Annotated in this window: 15 protein-coding genes; 11 read left to right on the top strand and 4 right to left on the bottom strand. The window is 65.5% G+C overall.

From position 1 onward, the window contains the following. Nucleotides 1-84: 84 nt before the first annotated feature. The gene (locus IFT57_RS16120; protein ID WP_122796482.1) at nt 85-2,850 is read left to right on the top strand and encodes a hybrid sensor histidine kinase/response regulator; all 2,766 of its coding nucleotides are present in this window, start codon (nt 85-87) and stop codon (nt 2,848-2,850) included. Between the two features lie 141 nt (nt 2,851-2,991). Here the strand turns inward: IFT57_RS16120 and cobJ are convergent, their stop codons facing one another. From cobJ to cobG, 4 genes are read right to left on the bottom strand one after another with little or no spacing between them, the layout of a single operon-like run. Next, nucleotides 2,992-4,683 (bottom strand): precorrin-3B C(17)-methyltransferase, encoded by a 1,692-nt coding sequence (gene cobJ, locus IFT57_RS16115; RefSeq protein WP_192152031.1) that lies wholly within the window; start codon nt 4,681-4,683, stop codon nt 2,992-2,994. Continuing rightward, complete coding sequence (locus IFT57_RS16110; RefSeq protein ID WP_122796484.1) at nt 4,683-5,414, bottom strand: precorrin-2 C(20)-methyltransferase; 732 nt, start codon at nt 5,412-5,414, stop codon at nt 4,683-4,685. Before IFT57_RS16110 ends, cobJ begins: the two co-directional genes overlap by 1 nt. After that, nucleotides 5,414-6,040, bottom strand: coding sequence for a precorrin-8X methylmutase (locus IFT57_RS16105; RefSeq protein ID WP_192152030.1), 627 nt, complete (start codon nt 6,038-6,040; stop codon nt 5,414-5,416). The genes IFT57_RS16110 and IFT57_RS16105 overlap by 1 nt, the downstream gene beginning before the upstream one ends. Next, entirely contained in the window at nt 6,033-7,550 is a 1,518-nt protein-coding gene (gene cobG, locus IFT57_RS16100) for a precorrin-3B synthase (RefSeq protein ID WP_192152029.1), read from the bottom strand. Before cobG ends, IFT57_RS16105 begins: the two co-directional genes overlap by 8 nt. Nucleotides 7,551-7,592: 42 nt before the next feature. On the opposite strand from cobG, the gene cbiE reads away from it, so the two are divergent. The 10 genes from cbiE (at nt 7,593) to urtD (ending at nt 18,787) form a co-directional block, all read left to right on the top strand. Then, a complete protein-coding gene (gene cbiE, locus IFT57_RS16095; protein ID WP_192152028.1) occupies nt 7,593-8,801 on the top strand; it encodes a precorrin-6y C5,15-methyltransferase (decarboxylating) subunit CbiE in 1,209 nt (402 codons plus the stop codon). Then, nucleotides 8,794-9,891, top strand: a complete 1,098-nt coding sequence (locus IFT57_RS16090) for a cobalt-precorrin-5B (C(1))-methyltransferase (RefSeq protein WP_192152027.1) — start codon at nt 8,794-8,796, stop codon at nt 9,889-9,891. The genes cbiE and IFT57_RS16090 overlap by 8 nt, the downstream gene beginning before the upstream one ends. Beyond that, nucleotides 9,888-10,610: a cobalt-precorrin-6A reductase gene (locus IFT57_RS16085; RefSeq protein WP_192152026.1), complete on the top strand. Its 723-nt coding sequence runs from the start codon at nt 9,888-9,890 to the stop codon at nt 10,608-10,610. Before IFT57_RS16090 ends, IFT57_RS16085 begins: the two co-directional genes overlap by 4 nt. A 97-nt stretch (nt 10,611-10,707) precedes the next feature. Continuing rightward, nucleotides 10,708-11,190: a copper chaperone PCu(A)C gene (locus IFT57_RS16080; RefSeq protein ID WP_446731202.1), complete on the top strand. Its 483-nt coding sequence runs from the start codon at nt 10,708-10,710 to the stop codon at nt 11,188-11,190. Between the two features lie 4 nt (nt 11,191-11,194). Next, entirely contained in the window at nt 11,195-11,629 is a 435-nt protein-coding gene (locus tag IFT57_RS16075) for a DUF2946 domain-containing protein (protein ID WP_192152025.1), read from the top strand. Nucleotides 11,630-11,853: 224 nt separating this feature from the next. Next, nucleotides 11,854-13,215 carry a PepSY-associated TM helix domain-containing protein gene (locus tag IFT57_RS16070; RefSeq protein ID WP_244657350.1) on the top strand — a complete coding sequence of 454 codons (1,362 nt, stop codon included), beginning with the start codon at nt 11,854-11,856 and terminating at the stop codon, nt 13,213-13,215. Between the two features lie 576 nt (nt 13,216-13,791). Continuing rightward, nucleotides 13,792-15,057, top strand: a complete 1,266-nt coding sequence (urtA, locus tag IFT57_RS16065; protein WP_122714658.1) for an urea ABC transporter substrate-binding protein — start codon at nt 13,792-13,794, stop codon at nt 15,055-15,057. A 228-nt stretch (nt 15,058-15,285) separates the two neighbouring features. Continuing rightward, nucleotides 15,286-16,851, top strand: coding sequence for an urea ABC transporter permease subunit UrtB (gene urtB / locus IFT57_RS16060; protein ID WP_192152023.1), 1,566 nt, complete (start codon nt 15,286-15,288; stop codon nt 16,849-16,851). Then, nucleotides 16,851-17,930, top strand: a complete 1,080-nt coding sequence (gene urtC / locus IFT57_RS16055) for an urea ABC transporter permease subunit UrtC (RefSeq protein WP_122796493.1) — start codon at nt 16,851-16,853, stop codon at nt 17,928-17,930. Before urtB ends, urtC begins: the two co-directional genes overlap by 1 nt. Continuing rightward, a complete protein-coding gene (gene urtD / locus IFT57_RS16050; RefSeq protein ID WP_192152022.1) occupies nt 17,927-18,787 on the top strand; it encodes an urea ABC transporter ATP-binding protein UrtD in 861 nt (286 codons plus the stop codon). Before urtC ends, urtD begins: the two co-directional genes overlap by 4 nt. Nucleotides 18,788-18,872 lie beyond the last annotated feature (85 nt).

Here is an 18,872-nt window from a genome sequence, read left to right as displayed (position 1 = left end):
ACTGTCGGGGGCTTCAAGCCCCCGACACACGTTTCACGGCGCACGCGGCTATAATCAGGCATTCATCTACGAAGGGATTTCGCCTTGCGCTGGCTCAGGACTGCCATAGGATTCACCGCTGGCCTGCTGGCCCTGCTCTGTGTGCTCGGCGCCCAGGCAGAGTCGGCGGGCGGCTGGTCGATGTTGATGGACGAGGACGGCCGGCTGCAGTTGGGCGACGTGCGCTCCGAACGCTTCCAGAACCAGTTCGCCCCGGTACAACTGCGCCAGGTCAACGCCGCCGGGCCCAACGGCGCGTTGTGGCTGCACTATCGTCTGCCAGCGACCGACCAGGAATTGTTGCTGCGTATTTTCTGCCCTGACCTGAAGGCCCTGGATTTCTATGTGCTCGATGCCGACACGCTGATCAGACGCGTGTCGTCGGACACCGATGTCAACACTGAAGCACCACTGGCCAGCAGCGACCATCTGCTGACCCTGCCGGTAAGCCAGAAGCCGCTCGACGTCTACCTGCGGATCGCCTCGGAACACCAGATCCGCCCCAGCATCGTTCTGCAATCTTCCTCCGCAGCGGCCGCCGATCAACGCGAGCCGTTGCTCTTCGGGCTGCTGCTGGGCTGCGTTGCGATGCTCATCCTGCACAACCTGATGTGCTTCGCCCATCGCCGTTCCAGCAGCAGCCTGTGGCTGGCCTGCTCCCAGGCCTGCCTGTTGGCCTCGGCCCTGATCCTGTTCAACTTCACCGGCCCCTGGGTTTCGCTGTGGCCGGCGGCGCGTACACCGGCAGCCTACAGCGCGCTGCTGCTGGCATCGATGACCGGGCTGATGTTCTGCCTGCGTTTCTTCGCCGTACGCGGCCATCAGCGCTCCAACCGCATCATCAAGGCCGAGGTTGCCCTGATCGCCCTGTGCGGGCTGTTGCTGCTGTTCATCGACGGCCTGCCGTTCAACTTCTTCGCCTACGGCCTGCTGGCCCTGACCAGCATGACCATGTTGATGATCGGCAGCTGGCACTGGCTGCAGGGCTACCGCCCGGCACGTACCTTCTGCCTGGGGCTGCTGGTGTGCAACCTGGGGTGCCTGGTGGTCCTGCCGGCGCTGCTGGGCCTGACCCGCACACCTTCGCAGTGGCTGATTTTCACCCTGCTCGGGTTCGCCATGGTGGGCGGGGTGATCCTCAATACCGCCCTGACCCAGCGCCTGCGCAGCATCAGCGAGGATCGCTTCAGCGCCAGCCGGCAGTTGGCGGCCAGCACTGCCGAGATCAACGCCAAGGCAGAGTTCCTGGCCAAGCTCAGCCACGAGATCCGCACCCCCATGAACGGCGTCCTGGGCATGACCGAGCTGTTGCTGGGCACACCGCTGTCGGTCAAGCAACGCGACTACGTACAGACCATCCACAGTGCCGGCAACGAGCTGCTCGGTCTGATCAACGAGATCCTCGACATCTCCAAGATCGAATCCGGGCAGATCGAGCTCGACGACGTGCAGTTCGACCTGCACGCCCTGATCGAAGACTGCCTCAACATCTTTCGCGCCAAGGCCGAGCAGCAGAACATCGAGTTGATCAGTTTTACCCAGCCCCAGGTTCCGCGAGTCATCAGCGGTGATCCGACACGCCTGCGCCAGGCGCTGCTGAGCCTGCTGGACAACGCGCTGAAGAAGACCGACCAGGGCGAGATTCTGCTGGTGGTGGCGCTCGACCAGCGCAGCGCCACCCCGCGCCTGCGCATCGCCGTGCAGGACAGCGGCGAACCAATGCCTGGCGCCGAACGCGAAGCGCTGCTGCACACCGAATTGCGCAGCACCAACCTGCTCGACGGCAACCGCCTGAGCGGGCACCTGGGGCTGGTGATCGCCCGCCAACTGGTGCTGTTGATGAAGGGTGATTTCGGCATCAAGAGCGGCAGCGAGCATGGCAGCACCCTGTGGCTGACCCTGCCGCTGGATCCGCAACGGCTCGAGCAGCCTTCTTCGGACCTTGACCTGCCGCTCAAGAACGCGCGGGTGCTGGTGGTCGACGACAACGAAACATGCCGCAAGGTGCTGGTGCAGCAGTGCAGTGCCTGGGGTCTGAATGTCAGCTCCGTGCCGTCGGGCAAGGAGGCCTTGGCCTTGCTGCGAACCAAGGCGCACCTGCGTGACTATTTCGACGTGGTTTTGCTGGACCAGAACATGCCCGGCATGACCGGCATGCAGCTGGCCGCGAAGATCAAGGAAGATCCAAGCCTGAACCACGACATTCTGTTGATCATGCTGACCGGTATCAGCAATGCGCCGAGCAAGGTCGTGGCACGCAATGCCGGCATCAAGCGCATCCTGGCCAAACCGGTGGCCGGCTACACCCTCAAGACCACCTTGGCCGACGAGCTCAGCCACCGCGGAGAAAGCGAGGCACCGCCGCTCGCTGCCGCCCACCTGGCGCCGATCGACCTGCCCAGTGATTTTCGTATTCTGGTGGCCGAGGACAACAATATTTCCACCAAAGTGATCCGCGGCATGCTCGGCAAGCTAAACCTGCATCCCGACACCGCCAGTAATGGCGAGGAAGCCCTGAAGGCGATGAAGGCCCAGCGTTACGATCTGGTGCTGATGGACTGTGAAATGCCGATTCTCGACGGCTTCTCGGCGACCCGTCAGTTGCGAGCCTGGGAAATGGGCAACCAGCGCGTGCGCACACCGGTGGTGGCCCTGACTGCGCATATTCTCAGCGAGCACAAGGAGCAGGCGCGCCAAGCCGGCATGGACGGGCATATGGCCAAGCCGATCGAGATGTCACAGCTGCGCGAACTGGTGGAGCACTGGGCCTCCCAGCGCGAGGCCATCGTGCCACCTTTGAAAACCCTCTGACCTTACACGTGCCCCCGTAGCAGCGGCGCGAGCCGCGTCGGCGTCACACGCGGTGTGTCAGGAAGTGTGCGGTGTCGCCGGACGCGGCTTGCGCCGCTGCTACAGGGGGGCGTTCGGCGGCGGTTGGTGTTCGTTTGTAGATCAGGGCTTGGTGCCGTACCAGCGTGGCGTGTATACCCAGGTGCCGCCGGCGGCCTTGGCGAAGGTGCAGGTGGTGGAGGAGCCCACCAGCACCATGGTGCGCATGTCCACCTGTTCAGGCGTCAGCTCGCCCAGTGTGATGACCCGCAAGGTCTGGCCGGGACGGCCGATGTCGCGGCCCAGCACCACGGGGGTGGCAGGTGTGCGATGCAGCCGAACGATGTCCAGCGCCTTGCCCAGTTGCCATGGCCGCGAACGGGAAATCGGGTTGTAGAACGCCAGGGCCAGATCAGCCTGACAGGCCAGGTCCAGGCGCTTCTCGATGATTGCCCAGGGTTTGAGGTTGTCGGACAGCGACAGCACGCAAAAATCGTGGCCCAGCGGCGCGCCGGCCTGTGCCGCCGTGGCCAGGGAGGCCGACACGCCGGGTAGCATCTGCAGCTCTACCGAGTGCCAGCTCGGGTCGGCGGATTCATGCAGCGCCTCCAGCACGGCGGCCGCCATGGCGAACACGCCGGGGTCACCGGACGACACCACCACCACCGAGCGCCCCTGAGCGGCCAATTCGAACGCGTGCCGGGCACGCTGCATCTCTTCGCGATTGTCGGTGCAGTGCAGCACCTGATCGGCGCGAAACGGGCCGGCCATGCGCACGTAGGTCTCGTAGCCGAGAACGTCGTTGGCACGCGCCAGCTCCGCCTTGACCGCCGGGACCATGAGGTCGGCGGCGCCGGGTCCCAGGCCGATGACGGCCAGATGCCCGCGCGGCCGGCCAATGCCTGACAGGTCCAGTGGCTGCTCGGCCATGGCGATCGCCAAGTGTTCGCCGATCGCCACCGGCGACGACTGCGGCACCGCGTGGCCGGCCATCTGCACCGGCGAGCCTGGCGCCGAGGCAAACCGCAGCGGCACGCCCAAATCGGCGGCGGCGTCGTGCAGTGCCGGATCGGCCATGTCGCCCTCGTCCGCCAGCAGGCACGCCAACGCAGGCAGGGCAATATGACAGCCCTGCAGTGCATCGCGCACGGCTTGCGCCAGGTGAGGCAGCGCTGCATTGACTGCCACCAGCACGTTGCGCGGATGGATGAGCAGTTCGTGGGCAACCGGCGCCCGCGCGGCGCTGCCGACATGGATGGTCAGTCGCGCCTGTGCGTCCTCGGGCAGCCGTGCGTCGTCCAGCCAGGGCGCGGCGCCTTCGACGCGCACCCGTTCACCGGCGAGCAGATCGGAAACGAAGCGCTTGCCCAGTTCCAGGTCGGCCAGGGCATAGCCGCTGGGCGGATTGAGCAGGCAGGTACCGAAACGCAACTCGCCGCTGGTGGTGATCGCGGCGGCGGCCCCCAGGGCTGCGCCAATCTCGCGAGCGAGCACGTTGACCCCGGCCAGGCCACCCAACAGCGGCACCACGGCGCTGCCGTCTTCGGCCACGGCCAGCACCGGCGGTTCGGCGCCCTTCTCCAGCAGGACCGACGCCAGGCTACGGATGACGATGCCCGCCGCGCACAGGGCAATGATCGGCGTGTCCTGTCGATACAACTGACGCAAAGTGGCGCCGAAGTCCTGGTAGCTGCGGTCGACACCGGTCACGCGCTCGGCCAAGCCGTGGATCAGCGCCTGTGGATAGAGTTGCTGCAGGCGCCGCGCGGTGGCCAGGGCGCCGCTGCCGAGAATGACGATTGCGGGAGCGTGCATCAGCCTTGCCACCTCTCACCCGGAACGATGATCAAGGAAAAATAGGGCGACGAGGTCGGATCGACCTCGGCCAGGGGGACGATTTTCTGATTGGCCATGGTGGCGCGCTCGACATACAGGGCTCGCTCGGCCAGGCCAAGCTCGGTCAACACCTGGCGGACCTTGGGAAAGTTGCGGCCCAGCTTCATGATCACGGCGGCGTCGGCATCGGCCAGGCGCCGCTTGAGGTCGTCCGCCGGCAGCACGCCCGACAGCACCGAGAGGCTCTGGTTGCGATACACCAACGGTGCGCCCAGCACCGAAGCACCGCCGAGCATCGAACAGACGCCAGGAATCACCTGGGCTTCATAGCGCTCGGCGAGCCGATCGTGCAGGTACATGTAGGAGCCGTAGAAGAACGGATCGCCTTCGCAGATCACCGCCACGTCACGGCCGGCATCCAGGTGCGCGGCGACGTCCAGACTGGCGGTGTCGTAGAAATCGCTGATGACCTGTTCATAGGACAGCGGCGCGGGCAGTGCTTCGGTTGTGACCGGGTAGACCAGCGGCAGCAGGGTTTGCAGAGCCTGCAGGTGGCCCTCGATGATGCCGAAGGCGTTGCCCTTCTTGCCCTTGGCAACGAAATAGGCCACCACCGGCGCCTCGCGCAACAGGCGCAGCGCTTTTACGGTGATCAGTTCGGGATCGCCTGGGCCTACGCCCAGTCCCAGCAGACGGCCACGCGGTTGCATCACTCGACCTCCGTGGCCAGTGCATTGACCGCTGCGGCAGCCATGGCACTGCCACCCTTGCGGCCTTCGACGATGACGAACGGCACACCACGGCTGTCCGCCGCCAGCATCGCCTTGGACTCGGCCGCGCCGACGAAGCCGACCGGAAAGCCGAGGATCAAGGCGGGCTTGGGCGCGCCGGCATCGATCATGTCGAGCAGGTGGAAGAGCGCGGTCGGGGCGTTACCGATGACCACCACCGAGCCCTCCAGATGAGGCCGCCACAGCTCCAGCGCAGCCGCCGAGCGGGTGTTGCCCAAAGCTTGGGCAAGGGCTGGCACGCTGTCGTCCTTGAGGGTACAGATCACCTGATTGTTGGCGGGCAGCCGGGCGCGGGTGATGCCCTCGGCGACCATGCGCGCGTCGCACAGGATCGGCGCGCCGGCGGCGAGGGCCTCGCGGCCGGCTTTGCCGGCGCCGGGCGAGAAGCGCAGGTCCTGGACGACATCGACCATGCCGCAGGCGTGAATGACCCGCACCGCGAGCTTTTCCAGGTCGGCGGGGATCTGGTCCAGCTTCGCTTCGGCACGAATGATGGCGAAGGAGTTGCGATAGATCTCCTGACCATCGCGGATGTAGTCAATCATGGGTGTCGCTCCGTGAGCGGTCGCGCAGCAGGGCAGCGGCCGCATCCAGTGAAAGATGGCGCGCGAGCAGAGTCCCGAATCCGGGTCGTTCGGCGTCGCGCAGATACAGGTCATAATGGCCGGCGCTACTGGCCAGCAGGGTAGCCGGGGCGACATGGGCCGCGGCGCATGAACGGAGGCAGCCGCTCAGATGTACGCTCAGGGGCGCCCGCGCAGGCAGCAAAGCGGCGAGGCGAACGGCATCCGCCTTGGTGTCGGCCAGGCCCTTGGCACAGCCGCTGGCACCTGTGCAGGCGATCATGGCAGCCAGTGGCTGCTGCGCGCTGGTGATGAAGCCCAGGTGGGTCAGGGCCTGGAGCACGGGTTGCGGATCGCGTAGATCAGGCAGCAGCAGGCCTTGCCATGGGGTCATGCGCAGGGTGCCATTGCCGTGGTCGCGAGCGAGCTGGGCGGCGCCACGCAGCATGGCTGGGGTCAGCCGGCCCAGGGGGGCCAGGGTGCAGATGAAGCTCAGGCCCGGTTGGCGCTGTGGCTGGATGCCCAGTTTGAAGGTGGCTAGCGGCTTGTCCAGTGGTGCAGAGCAAACAGGCAGACCCAGGGTGCTGAGGAATGCCTGAGTGGTGTCAGTGGCGGCCTCTTCGCGGGCAGAGCCCGCTCCCACAGGGGCAGCAATCTTGCCTGCCTTGGCTGGGGGGGCTGGCATGGTGGTATCAGCGACGAGGATCCTGTGGGAACGAGACGGGCGGTTGAGCCCTCTGCCTGCGAAGACGGCGTCGGCAAGCAGATCGCGCATTCGCGTGTGTTCAGGGCGCGCCAGTTCGAGGAAGCGCTCCAGTACCGCCACCACCAGGGCATGGCCCTGCTCGAAGGTGACCGCGCCCCAGGGCTGGTCCACGCCTGGACAGCCGGCCAGGCCGAACGCCCACCAGCATTGCCCATCACGTTCGAAGGCCGACAGCCACAGGTCGTGGTGATGCTCGAGCATTGCCAGCTTCTCGCCGCCATGCAGTTGCACGGCGAACTTGGCCGACAACGCATGGAAGCGCGGCTCGGTTTCCAAGCTGTGGATGACCCGGGCCGCCAGCGGGCGCGTGTCGACGATCCGTTCGCGGTCGATGCCGGCAGTGGGGCTGAGCATGACATTGCGCACGTCGTCGCCGGCCGCGTCCCGTGGACCCAGGCCAGCCTGCAGCAGATGCTCGATCAAGGCCTGATGACGTTCACCGATACCCCGTATCTGCAGATTGCTGCGGTTGGTCGCCTCGATTGTCCCCTGGGCGTACCGCTCGGCGGCTTCGGCCACCGCCTCGGCCTGATCCGCACCCAGTTCGCCGCCGGCCAGTTTGATGCGGCAGATCCCCCCGTCCAATGCCTGCACGATACGCAGCAACCCCGGACACGCCGAGGGGCGGACAACGTTCGAGGTCTTGTTCAAAGGGGCACCGGGCGCACGCGAAAAACCACTGGAAAGGGTAAGGCGCGGTATTATGCCTGCTTTGGCCGAAGGCATGAAAAGTCTGCCCGTCGGAATAGCTTTGTATGAGGGATATTCATGTCGGCCTGGCTGACCCTGGTAGGTATCGGTGAAGACGGATTTGCGGGCCTGGGCAAACAGGCGCGACGTGCATTGTTGAGTGCTCGGCGCATCGTCGGCTCGCCCCGCCAGCTCGAACTGCTGCCGCGCTGCATCGTCGGTACCCGCGTCGCCTGGCCCAGCCCGTTCAGCCTCGATGCGGTACTGTCCGAGCCCGGCGAGGCGGTCTGCGTGCTGGCCAGCGGTGACCCGATGCTCTATGGCGTCGGCGCCAGCCTGGCGCGGCAAGTCCCGGCAGCGCAGATGCACGTACTGCCCTCGCCGTCTTCCTACTCACTGGCCGCTGCCCGTCTGGGCTGGCCACTGCAGGACGTGGTGACCCTGTCGGTGGTCGCCCGTCCGGTCGCGGCGCTGGCCGCGCACCTGTACAGCGGCCAGCGCTTGCTGGTGTTGAGCAACGATGGGACAAGCCCGCAGGCCGTTGCGCAGTTACTGCGCGAGCGCGGCTTCGGCCCCAGCCGCATGACCGTGCTCGAGCACCTGGGAGGGCCCGGCGAGCGTCGTGTTGACGGCGCCGCCAACGATGACTTCAGTGAGATAGCCGCGCTCAACCTGATCGCCATCGAATGCCAGGCCAGCCCGGACGCCCCGCGGCTGTCACCTCTGGCCGGCCTGCCCGACACTGCCTTTCGCCACGATGGCCAACTGACCAAGCGCGATATTCGCGCAGTGACCCTGGCCCGTCTGGCACCCCAGCCGGGCGAGTTGCTGTGGGACGTCGGTGCCGGCTGTGGCTCGATCGGCATCGAATGGATGCGCGCCCACCGCAGTTGCCGCGCCATTGCGGTCGAATCCGACGAAGGCCGGCAAGCCTTGATCGAACACAACCGTGACGCTCTCGGCGTGCCGGGTCTGCAACTGGTGCGCGGTCGGGCGCCGGATGCCCTGGCCGGGCTGGCCATGCCTGACGCGATCTTCATCGGCGGCGGCGTCACCCGCGAGAACGTGCTGAGCGACTGCTGGGCGGCGCTCAAACCCGGCGGCCGTCTGGTGGCCAACGCGGTCACGCTGCAAAGCGAAGTGACTCTGGTGCAGTGGCGCGAGCGCCACGGTGGCGAACTGACTCGCCTGCACATTGCCCAGGCCTGCCCGTTGGGCGAGTTCGACACCTGGCGCCAGGCGCTGCCGATCACCCTGCTCGACGCGGTCAAGCCTTTCGATGCGTGAAGAAACAGCGGAGCAGCCAGCGCCACTGCGCAGCGGCCTGACCACTGGCAGCTGCGCCACGGCCACCAGTCTGGCCGCCGCGCGGCTGCTGCTCGGCGGAGGCGCCAGCGATGCGGTGCATATCGTGCTGCCCAAGGGCAAGCAGGTGTCGATGCGTCTGGAGTTCTGCCGGCTGAATGCCGACGGCGCTGAAGCGGGTACCTTCAAGGACGGCGGCGATGACCCGGACGTAACCCACGGCGCGCTGCTGTACACCCAGGTGCGCCTGCTTGATGAGCCTGGCATCCGCTTTTTGGCCGGTGATGGCGTGGGCACGGTCACCCGACCAGGACTGGTGCTGGGCGTCGGTGAACCAGCGATCAATCCGGTGCCGCGGCGGATGATCAGCGAGCATCTGGCGCGGTTGGCCGAAGAACATGGCTACGGCGGCGGCTTCGAGGTCACCGTCAACGTCGAGAACGGCGCCGGCCTGGCGCTCAAGACCATGAACCCGCGCCTGGGCATCCTTGGTGGACTGTCGATCCTGGGCACCAGCGGCATCGTGCGGCCGTTCTCGTGCGCGGCTTACATCGCCTCCATTCATCAAGGCATCGATGTGGCGACCACCAACGGCTACCGGCACATCGCCGCGTGTACCGGCAATGCCAGCGAGGACACCATGCGCCAGGTCTACGCGTTGCCCGAGATCGCGCTGATCGAGATGGGCGACTTCGTCGGTGCGGTACTCAAACACCTGCGCAAGGTGCCCGTGGACAAACTCAGCCTGTGTGGCGGTTTCGGCAAGATCAGCAAGCTGGCGGCGGGGCACATGGACCTGCACAGCCGGCATTCGAGCATCGACCTGACGCAATTGGCAGGCTGGGCGCGCGACATCGGCGCGGGCAGTGACCTGCAAGCGCGGATCTGCGCGGCCAACACCAGCCAGCAAGCCCTGGCCCTGGCCCATGCCGAAGGCGTGAAGCTGGGCGATGAGGTCTGCCACCATGCCTGGCGCTTCGCCTGCAGCGTGGTGCCGGATCAGGTTCAGGTGGAGGTGTTCGCGATTGACCGCCAAGGTGGCATCGTCGGCTGGGCGGGGGTGAAGCCATGAAGCGCATTCTGCTGCTCGGCGGCGTAACCGAAGCCTTGGCGATCGCACGGACCTTGGGGCCTGAGCATGTCTACAGCCTGGCGGGCGTCGGTCGTGTGCCGACCGACCTGCGTTGTCAGGTGCATGTCGGTGGGTATGGCGGTGCCGAAGGGCTTGCAGCCTACATTCGTGACGAGGGCATTACCCTGCTGGTGGACGCGACTCATCCCTATGCGGCGCAGATCAGCGCCAATGCTGCGAAGGCAGCGGGCCTGGCCGGTATCGAGTGCTGGGCCTTGCGCCGTCCGGCCTGGGCGCCTCAGGAGGGTGATGACTGGAGGGAGGTAGTCGACTGGGCTGAACTGGTGCAGGCGCTGGCACCGTTCCAGCGACCACTGTTTACCCTGGGTCGCGAACCCCTGCAGCATCTGAATGAGATCCCGCCGCATCAGCACTGGACCCTGCGGGCGCTGGACCCCTATCTGGGCACGGCGCGTTGCGAGGTCATCGGCGCCCGTGGTCCTTTCTGTCTGGACGACGAGCGCGCCTTGTTTGCCAGCCGCCGGATCGACGTGCTGATCAGCAAGAACAGCGGCAGCGGCGCGACCGAACCCAAGCTGCAGGTGGCGCGGGAGATGGGGTTGCCGGTGTTGGTGCTCAAGCGCCCGACTCTACCGGCGGTGGATCGCATGTTCATGGATGCGGCGTCATTGCAGGTGCAGATGAATCGCGGCGCCTGATGATGCGGCTCGCGCGGTGGATCAGATTTATTGCGGATGCCGCCGACGCGGCTTGCGCCGCTGCTACAATGGCGGCTTTCGTACCGGGGTGTCTGCGATGAAAAGGTTCTGGTCTGCCTGTGTGCTCATGCTGCTCGCTGCCGCCGCACAGGGCGACGTCCGTCAATACAAGGCGGGAGACCTGCTCATCGTCGAACCCTGGGCGCAGGAACTGCCGCCCAATGCGCCCACTGCTGCGGTGTATTTCGAATTGCGCAACCGCGGACTGGACGACGACACCCTGACCAGCGTCGACACGCCCATCGCCGGGGAGGCACAGCTGCATCAACACATCAACCAGGACGGCATGATGAAAATGCAGCAGGTCCAGGGGGTCACCGTTCCGGCCAGCGGCCATGCAGTGTTCGCGCCCATGGCATTTCATGTGATGCTGCTGGATCTCAAGCTGAGCAGCCCATTGCAGGCGGGCCAGCACTTTCCCGTGACGCTGCACTTCGCCAAGGCAGGTGATTTCGTTGTGCAAGTGCAGGTACTCAAGCAGGCGCCCGCGCAGGACGAGGACGCCGAGCATGCGCATTGACTGAATGAACGCGCTGAGCGCCAAGCGCCCTCCTTCCACGCCGTCTGCCAAGGCGCGCGCCAGCTGGATCAGCCTGTTCGCGATGCTGATGATGTTCATCGGCCCGCTGATTTCCCAGTCCATGCCGATGGACCACAGGATGTCCAGTGTGGTGCTGGACAGCGCCGTGCCCGTCATGGACATGCCCGCCATGGACCACCAGGCTCATGGCGAGCATCACGGCAGCGCCGCGGGCAGCAGCGACCTGCACGTGCTGATGGAAAAGTGCGGTTATTGCAGCCTGTTCTTCCATTGCCCAGCGCTGCCTCAGGCGCTGGCTATTGCGGGGGCGAATGCGCAGCGCCCGCACAGTGTATTCATGGCCGAGCCCCACGCGGGGCATGCGACACAAGCCGTGTTCCTCGGCGCACGTACGCGTGCACCGCCTTCGTTGGTATGAGCTTCAACACCAGACCTACATAAGCTTGTGTGCTGTCAACGCGGGCCTCTTCGCGGGTAGATGGCTCGCCGCCCGCCCCGCTCCCACAGTGGGCGTGGCTGATCCTGCGAATGTCTTCGCGGGTAAGGCTCGCTCCCACTCGGGGGCGTGGTTGACCTGTGGAAAGGGACGGACAGCGCATGGGTCACTGTCGAGAACACGAAAAGTCGGAACACGTCTTGCCCATGAAAACCTCTTTCTACAACCTTGCCTGGCGTTGGCATTTCTACGCCGGGCTGTTCGTCGCGCCGTTCATGATCCTGCTGGCGCTGACCGGAATCATCTACCTGTTCAAGCCACAGCTGGACCCCTGGATGTACCACGATCTGCTCACGGTGCCGATGGCCGAACAGCGCCTGAGCGCCGATGAGTTGCTGTTGCGAACCCACAACGCCTACCCCCGTGGCGCCATCGGCCAGTACCTGCCGCCCAGCGCCGCCGAGCGCAGTGCCCAGTTCGTGGTGCATGCCGATGGCCGCGAACTGAATGTGTTCGTCAACCCCTATACCGGCGAGTTGCTGGGCGAGCAGGATGCCAAGTGGAACCTGCAGGCCGTGGCGCGGGCGTTGCACGGTGAGCTGATGATCGGCACCCTCGGCGACCGGCTGATCGAGCTGGCCGCCGGCTGGGGCATTGTGCTGGTGATCTCTGGCCTGTACCTGTGGTGGCCGCGCGGCGCGGCGGCCAGCGGCGTGCTCTGGCCGCGCTGGCGCAGCCGTGGTCGAGCGTTGTGGCGCGACGTCCATGCGGCGCTGGGTTTCTGGGGCGCGGCGTTGCTGCTGGTCATGCTGCTCAGCGGCATGACCTGGACAGGTTTGTGGGGCAAGCAATATGCCCAGCTGTGGAACCAGTTTCCCGCCGCCATGTGGAACGACATGCCCACCTCCGATGAGCAGGCCGGCAGGCTCAACCAGGCCCACCGGCAGACCGTGCCATGGGCCATGGAACACACACCGATGCCGCAGTCCGGCGGCGCGCACGCCGAACACATAGCCCATGGCGAGCACGCGCAGCCCCCGGCGGCGCCGCAGATCAGCCTGCAGAGCGTAGTCGACACCGCCACACGTTTGCAGGTGGAGCCCGGCTACAGCATTACCCTGCCGAGCACCGCGAGCGGCGTGTTCACCGTAGCGGTCTTCGCCGACGATCCGCGCAACGACGCGACCCTGCACATCGATCAGTACAGCGGTCGGGTTCTGGCCGACGTGCGTTGGGCACAGTACGGCCTGGTCGCCCGAGCTACCGAAACCGGCGTGATGCTGCACGAGGGCAAGATGTTCGGGGCGGTCAATCAGATCATCGTGCTGCTGATCTGCCTGATGATCCTGCTCAGCTCGGTCAGCGGCCTGGTGATCTGGTGGAAGCGCCGGCCTCAGGGGAAGCTTGGGGTACCGCCGCTGCGCCATGATCTGCCGCGATGGAAGGTGGCGGTCGGGGTGATGATTGCGGTGGGCGTGCTGTTTCCGTTGGTGGGGGTGTCCTTGGTGCTGGTTTGGGTGGCGGATCGGGTGCTGCTGCGGGTGCGGCCTTCGGTCGAAGCTGTCTGAGTCATCCTGCATAAATCTGCGGTGCGCCCGGACGCGGCTCGCGCCGCTGCTACAGGGGATTCGCGGTCCCCGTAGGAGCAGCGCAAGCCGCGTCGGCGGTGCACGCGATCCTGTAGCAGCGGCGCCAGCCGCGTCGGCGGTGCACCCATTCCCGCAGCAGCGGCGCCAGCCGCGTCGGCGGTGCACGCAATCCCGCAGCAGCGGCGCAAGCCGCGTCGGCGGTGCACGCGATCCTGTAGCAGCGGCGCCAGCCGCGTCGGCGGTACACGCGATCCCGCAGCAGCGGCGCAAGCCGCGTCGGCGGTACACGCGATCCTGTAGCAGCGGCGCCAGCCGCGTCGGCGGGGCACGCGATCTGCCTGACCGACCGCGCACGAAGTCAGGTGCACCAATACCACTCAACCCTGCGCACCATCCTGCCGGTCGAGCACCAGCACGGTGCGCCCTGCCACGTTGCCTCGCCGCAACCGGCTCATATCGCGCCCCTGCGCGACTCCGGCACACCCCTTGCAATACTCCAGCGAGAAGTCCCCACCTGCCGCACCGGAACAACATTCCGTACATGGAGATTGCACAATGAAGCGTCGCAGCTTGATCAAGGCGTTCACCCTTTCCGCATCGATCGCTGCCATGGGTTTGTCCTGGACGATCCAGGCTGCCGAGACCATCAAGGTCGGCATCCTGCACTCGTTGTCCGGCACCATGGCCATCTCGGAGACTTCGCTGAAAGACATGGCCTTGATGACCATCGACCAGATCAACGCCAAGGGCGGCGTCAATGGCAAGATGCTCGAGGCGGTGGTGGTGGACCCGGCGTCCAACTGGCCGTTGTTTGCCGAGAAAGCCCGTCAGTTGATCACCCAGGACAAGGTGGCGGTGGTCTTTGGCTGCTGGACGTCGGTGTCGCGCAAGTCGGTGCTGCCGGTCTTCGAAGAACTCAATGGCCTGCTGTTCTACCCCGTGCAGTACGAGGGTGAAGAGATGTCGCCGAACGTGTTCTACACCGGTGCCGCGCCCAACCAGCAGGCGATTCCGGCGGTTGAATACCTGATGAGCGAAGACGGCGGCGCGGCCAAGCGCTACTTCCTGCTGGGCACCGATTACGTCTATCCACGCACCACCAACAAGATTCTGCGCGCCTTCCTGCACTCCAAGGGCGTGGCCGACAAGGACATCGAAGAGGTCTACACCCCGTTCGGTCACTCGGACTACCAGACCATCGTTTCCAACATCAAGAAATTCTCCGCCGGCGGCAAGACTGCGGTCATCTCCACCGTCAACGGCGACTCCAACGTGCCGTTCTACAAGGAACTGGCCAACCAGGGCCTGAAGGCCACCGACGTACCGGTGGTGGCGTTCTCGGTGGGCGAGGAAGAACTGCGCGGCATCGACACCAAGCCGCTGGTGGGAAACCTGGCGGCGTGGAACTACTTCCAGTCGGTGGAGAACAAGGAAAACACCAAGTTCGTTGCTGACTGGAAAGCCTATGCCAAGGCCAAGAACCTGCCGAATGCAGGCACCGTGGTCACCAATGACCCGATGGAAGCGACCTATGTGGGCATCAACATGTGGGCACAGGCTGCCAACCAGGCCAAGTCCACCGACGTCGACAAGGTGCGTGAGGCCATGGCCGGGCAGACCTTCGCCGCGCCGTCGGGTTACACCCTGACCATGGACAAGACCAACCACCACCTGCACAAGCCGGTGATGATCGGCGAGATCGAGGACAACGGTCAGTTCAACGTGGTGTGGCAGACCAAAGAGCCGATCCGCGCCCAGCCATGGAGCCCGTACATTCCTGGCAACGACAAGAAGCCGGATCATGCGGTGAAGAGCAACTGATCCACTTAGCCGCGAGGGGCGGCGCGGCGCGGTGCGTCAGACAGACCGCGGTGCGCCTTTCGCGGCCGATGACCGCTCCCACAGGTTTGCCGGTGTTGCCTTTGTGGGAGCGGTCTGTGGCCGCGAAGGGCTATCGGGGTGCATCTGGTAGACCGCAGCGTTTTTTTTCGCGGCCGATGACCGCTCCCACACGGGGGCGGGTGTCGCCTTCAATTCAAAGGACTTGCAATGTCCCTATCCAGATTCCTTCTCGCTGTCGTTCTGCTCTTGCCCATGGTAGCGAGCGCCAACGACGCCAGTGATTTTACCGGCGCTTCATCCGCCGAGCAGGTTCGACTGCTGGAAACCTGGGCTGCGCAGCCCGAGCCGTCGCGGTTGGCGCTGCTGACCGCCCTTCAGGACGGCCGAGTTGCAGCCGATGCCGAGAAAAAACCGTTCATCGAAACCAATGGCCAGATGACAGCGGCCGACGGCACCGCCGCAGCCGTGGAACCGCTGCGCAAGTTGCGCCTGAACAACCGCCTGCGCGGCCTGGTGGAAACCGCCCTGGCCAGCCACCAACTGCTGAGCACCGACGCTCAGGTGCGCTTGGCCGCCGCGCAGCAACTGCAACGCTCGGCGCAGCCCAACCAGCTGCCCTTGCTCGACCGGCAGACCGCCGGTGAACAGGAACAGACGGTGAAAACCGCCTTGACCCTGGCCTTGGCCAATCTGCAACTGGTCGACCCCGAACCCACCGTGCGTCTGGCCGCGGTACGCCTGCTGGGTGAAACCGGCGAGCCACTGGCGCGTACCCGCCTGGAAAATCTGCTGGCGCCCGGCGTCGAGACGGACGCCGCCGTGCGCACTGCTGCCGAGACCAGCCTGGTTCAAGTGAAGCGCAAGCTGATGATCGGCGACATCATGGGCCAGGCCTTCAGCGGCATGTCTTTGGGTTCGATCCTGCTGCTGGCCGCCCTGGGCCTGGCGATCACCTTCGGCCTGCTTGGCGTGATAAACATGGCCCACGGCGAGATGCTCATGCTTGGCGCCTACTCCACCTACGTCGTGCAGATGCTGGTCCAGCGCCTGGCGCCGGGCGCCATCGAGTACTACCCGCTGATCGCCCTGCCCGTGGCCTTCTTCGTCACCGCTGTGATCGGCATGGTGTTGGAACGCACCGTCATCCGCCACCTGTACGGACGCCCCCTGGAAACCCTGCTGGCGACCTGGGGTATCAGCCTGATGCTGATCCAGGCGATTCGCCTGATCTTCGGTGCGCAGAACGTGGAAGTGGCCAACCCGGCCTGGCTCTCCGGCGGCTGGCAGGTGCTGCCCAACCTGGTGCTGCCGTACAACCGCATCGTGATCATCGCTTTCGCCTTGTCCGTGGTGGTGCTGACCTGGCTGCTGCTGAACAAGACCCGCCTGGGCCTGAACGTGCGCGCCGTGACCCAGAACCGCAACATGGCCGCCTGCTGCGGTGTGCCCACCGGCCGGGTCGACATGCTCGCCTTCGGCCTGGGCTCGGGCATCGCCGGCCTGGGTGGTGTGGCCCTGAGCCAGATCGGCAACGTCGGCCCCGACCTGGGGCAAAGCTACATCATCGACTCGTTTCTGGTGGTGGTGCTCGGTGGCGTCGGCCAACTGGCCGGTAGCGTGTCCGCCGCGTTCGGCCTGGGCATCGCCAACAAGATCCTGGAACCGCAGATCGGTGCGGTGCTCGGCAAGATCCTGATCCTCGCGCTGATCATTCTGTTCATCCAGAAACGTCCGCAAGGCCTCTTCGCACTGAAAGGACGGGTGATCGACTGATGAACCAGCCATTGATGCTCACTGCTGCGCAGAAAGCCGGGCCGAAAGTTACCCTCGCCATCGGCGTGGTGATCCTGTCGATCCTCATCGCCCTGCCGCTGCTGTCACTGCTGCCGGCCAGCAATGGCTTGCAGGTCTCGGCCTACACCCTGACCCTGGTCGGCAAGATCCTCTGCTATGCCATCGTCGCCCTGGCGCTGGACCTGGTGTGGGGCTACGCCGGCCTGTTGTCGCTGGGCCACGGGCTGTTCTTCGCCCTTGGCGGCTATGCCATGGGCATGTACCTGATGCGTGAGGCGGCCGGCGATGGCTTGCCGGCGTTCATGACGTTTCTCTCGTGGACCGAGCTGCCGTGGTTCTGGGTCGGGACCGAGCACTTCCTCTGGGCCATGTGCCTGGCGGTATTGGCCCCAGGCTTGCTGGCACTGGTGTTCGGTTTCTTCGCCTTCCGTTCGCGGATCAAGGGCGTGTACTTCTCGATCATGACCCAGGCACTGACGTTCGCCGGCATGCTGCTGTTCTTCCGCAACGAGACGGGTTTTGGCGGCAACAACGGCTTCACCAACTTCCGCAGCATCCTGGGCTTCAGCATCACCTCCCAAGGTACCCGTGCGGTGCTGTTCCTGCTCACCGTGGCGCTGCTGGTGCTGAGTCTGTACGTGGGCTGGCGCCTGGCGCGCAGCAAGTTCGGCAGGGTGCTGACCGCACTGCGCGACGCCGAGAACCGCTTGATGTTCTGCGGTTACGACCCGCGCGGTTTCAAGCTGTTCGTCTGGGTGCTCAGCGCAGTGCTGTGCGGCCTCGCCGGGGCGCTGTACGTGCCACAGGTCGGGATCATCAACCCCAGCGAGATGTCGCCGACCAACTCCATCGAGGCCGCCGTCTGGGTGGCCCTGGGCGGACGCGGCACGCTGATCGGGCCACTGCTGGGTGCAGGCATCGTCAACGGCATGAAAAGCTGGTTCACCGTGGCATTTCCCGAATACTGGCTGTTCTTCCTCGGCGCGCTGTTCATCATCGTGACCTTGTACCTGCCCAAGGGCGTGATCGGCCTGCTGAAGAAAAGGGGTGAACAATGAGAATCACCGCGACCGCCGAGTTCATGCTCGAACCGGTGCTGGACCCCAACAGCGACGCCGGCACCAGCCGCGATGCCATCGGCCTGGGCCAGGTCAGCGGACCGGGGCTCAACACCCGCCACGGCACCATCCTGACCCTTGAGGACATCAGCGTCAGCTTCGATGGTTTCAAGGCGTTGAACGACCTCAATCTGTACATCGGCGTGGGCGAGCTGCGCTGCATCATCGGCCCCAACGGTGCCGGCAAGACCACCCTGATGGACGTGATCACCGGCAAGACCCGGCCCACCACGGGCAAGGCCTGGTTCGGCGAAACCCTGGACCTGACCCACATGAGCGAGGTGCAGATCGCTCAGGCCGGCATCGGCCGCAAGTTCCAGAAGCCGACCGTGTTCGAGGCCTTGAGCGTGTTCGAGAATCTGGAGTTGGCGCAGAAGACCGACAAGTCGGTCTGGGCCAGCCTGCGTGCGCGGCTGACGGGCGAGCAGCGCGACCGCATTGCCGAGGTGCTGGAGACGATCCGCCTGAGCGCGTCGGTCGATCGCCCGGCCGGCCTGCTGTCCCACGGCCAGAAGCAGTTTCTGGAAATCGGCATGCTGCTGGTGCAGGACCCCCAGCTGTTGCTGCTCGATGAGCCGGTGGCGGGCATGACCGATGCCGAAACCGAGTTCACCGCCGAACTGTTCAAGACCCTGGCCGGCAAGCATTCATTGATGGTGGTGGAGCACGACATGGGCTTCGTCGGCTCGATTGCCGACCATGTGACGGTGCTGCACCAGGGCAGCGTGCTGGCCGAGGGTTCGCTCGAGGCGGTGCAGGCCGATGAGCGGGTGATCGAGGTTTACCTGGGGCGTTGAGGTCCGTTCGCGGCCACTGACCGCTCCTACGATAATCGACCGTAGGAGCGGTCATCGGCCACGAAGGCGTCTGCCCAGACACCGC

Origin of the sequence: Pseudomonas sp. CFBP 13719 (assembly GCF_014842095.1) — a bacterium.
Lineage (GTDB): Bacteria > Pseudomonadota > Gammaproteobacteria > Pseudomonadales > Pseudomonadaceae > Aquipseudomonas.
Note: the sequence above shows the minus strand (reverse complement) of the source record. Positions and strands in the feature narration are given on the sequence as shown.

Bases quoted from the DNA above. Each gene is read 5' to 3' on its own strand.
- cobJ (WP_192152031.1), bottom strand. From the start codon at position 4,683: ATGCACGCTCCCGCAATCGTCATTCTCGGCAGCGGCGCCCTGGCCACC.
- IFT57_RS16110 (WP_122796484.1), bottom strand. From the start codon at position 5,414: ATGCAACCGCGTGGCCGTCTGCTGGGACTGGGCGTAGGCCCAGGCGAT.
- IFT57_RS16105 (WP_192152030.1), bottom strand. From the start codon at position 6,040: ATGATTGACTACATCCGCGATGGTCAGGAGATCTATCGCAACTCCTTC.
- cobG (WP_192152029.1), bottom strand. From the start codon at position 7,550: ATGCCTTCGGCCAAAGCAGGCATAATACCGCGCCTTACCCTTTCCAGT.
- cbiE (WP_192152028.1), top strand. From the start codon at position 7,593: ATGTCGGCCTGGCTGACCCTGGTAGGTATCGGTGAAGACGGATTTGCG.
- IFT57_RS16090 (WP_192152027.1), top strand. From the start codon at position 8,794: ATGCGTGAAGAAACAGCGGAGCAGCCAGCGCCACTGCGCAGCGGCCTG.
- IFT57_RS16085 (WP_192152026.1), top strand. From the start codon at position 9,888: ATGAAGCGCATTCTGCTGCTCGGCGGCGTAACCGAAGCCTTGGCGATC.
- IFT57_RS16080 (WP_446731202.1), top strand. From the start codon at position 10,708: ATGAAAAGGTTCTGGTCTGCCTGTGTGCTCATGCTGCTCGCTGCCGCC.
- IFT57_RS16075 (WP_192152025.1), top strand. From the start codon at position 11,195: ATGAACGCGCTGAGCGCCAAGCGCCCTCCTTCCACGCCGTCTGCCAAG.
- IFT57_RS16070 (WP_244657350.1), top strand. From the start codon at position 11,854: ATGAAAACCTCTTTCTACAACCTTGCCTGGCGTTGGCATTTCTACGCC.
- urtA (WP_122714658.1), top strand. From the start codon at position 13,792: ATGAAGCGTCGCAGCTTGATCAAGGCGTTCACCCTTTCCGCATCGATC.
- urtB (WP_192152023.1), top strand. From the start codon at position 15,286: ATGTCCCTATCCAGATTCCTTCTCGCTGTCGTTCTGCTCTTGCCCATG.
- urtC (WP_122796493.1), top strand. From the start codon at position 16,851: ATGAACCAGCCATTGATGCTCACTGCTGCGCAGAAAGCCGGGCCGAAA.
- urtD (WP_192152022.1), top strand. From the start codon at position 17,927: ATGAGAATCACCGCGACCGCCGAGTTCATGCTCGAACCGGTGCTGGAC.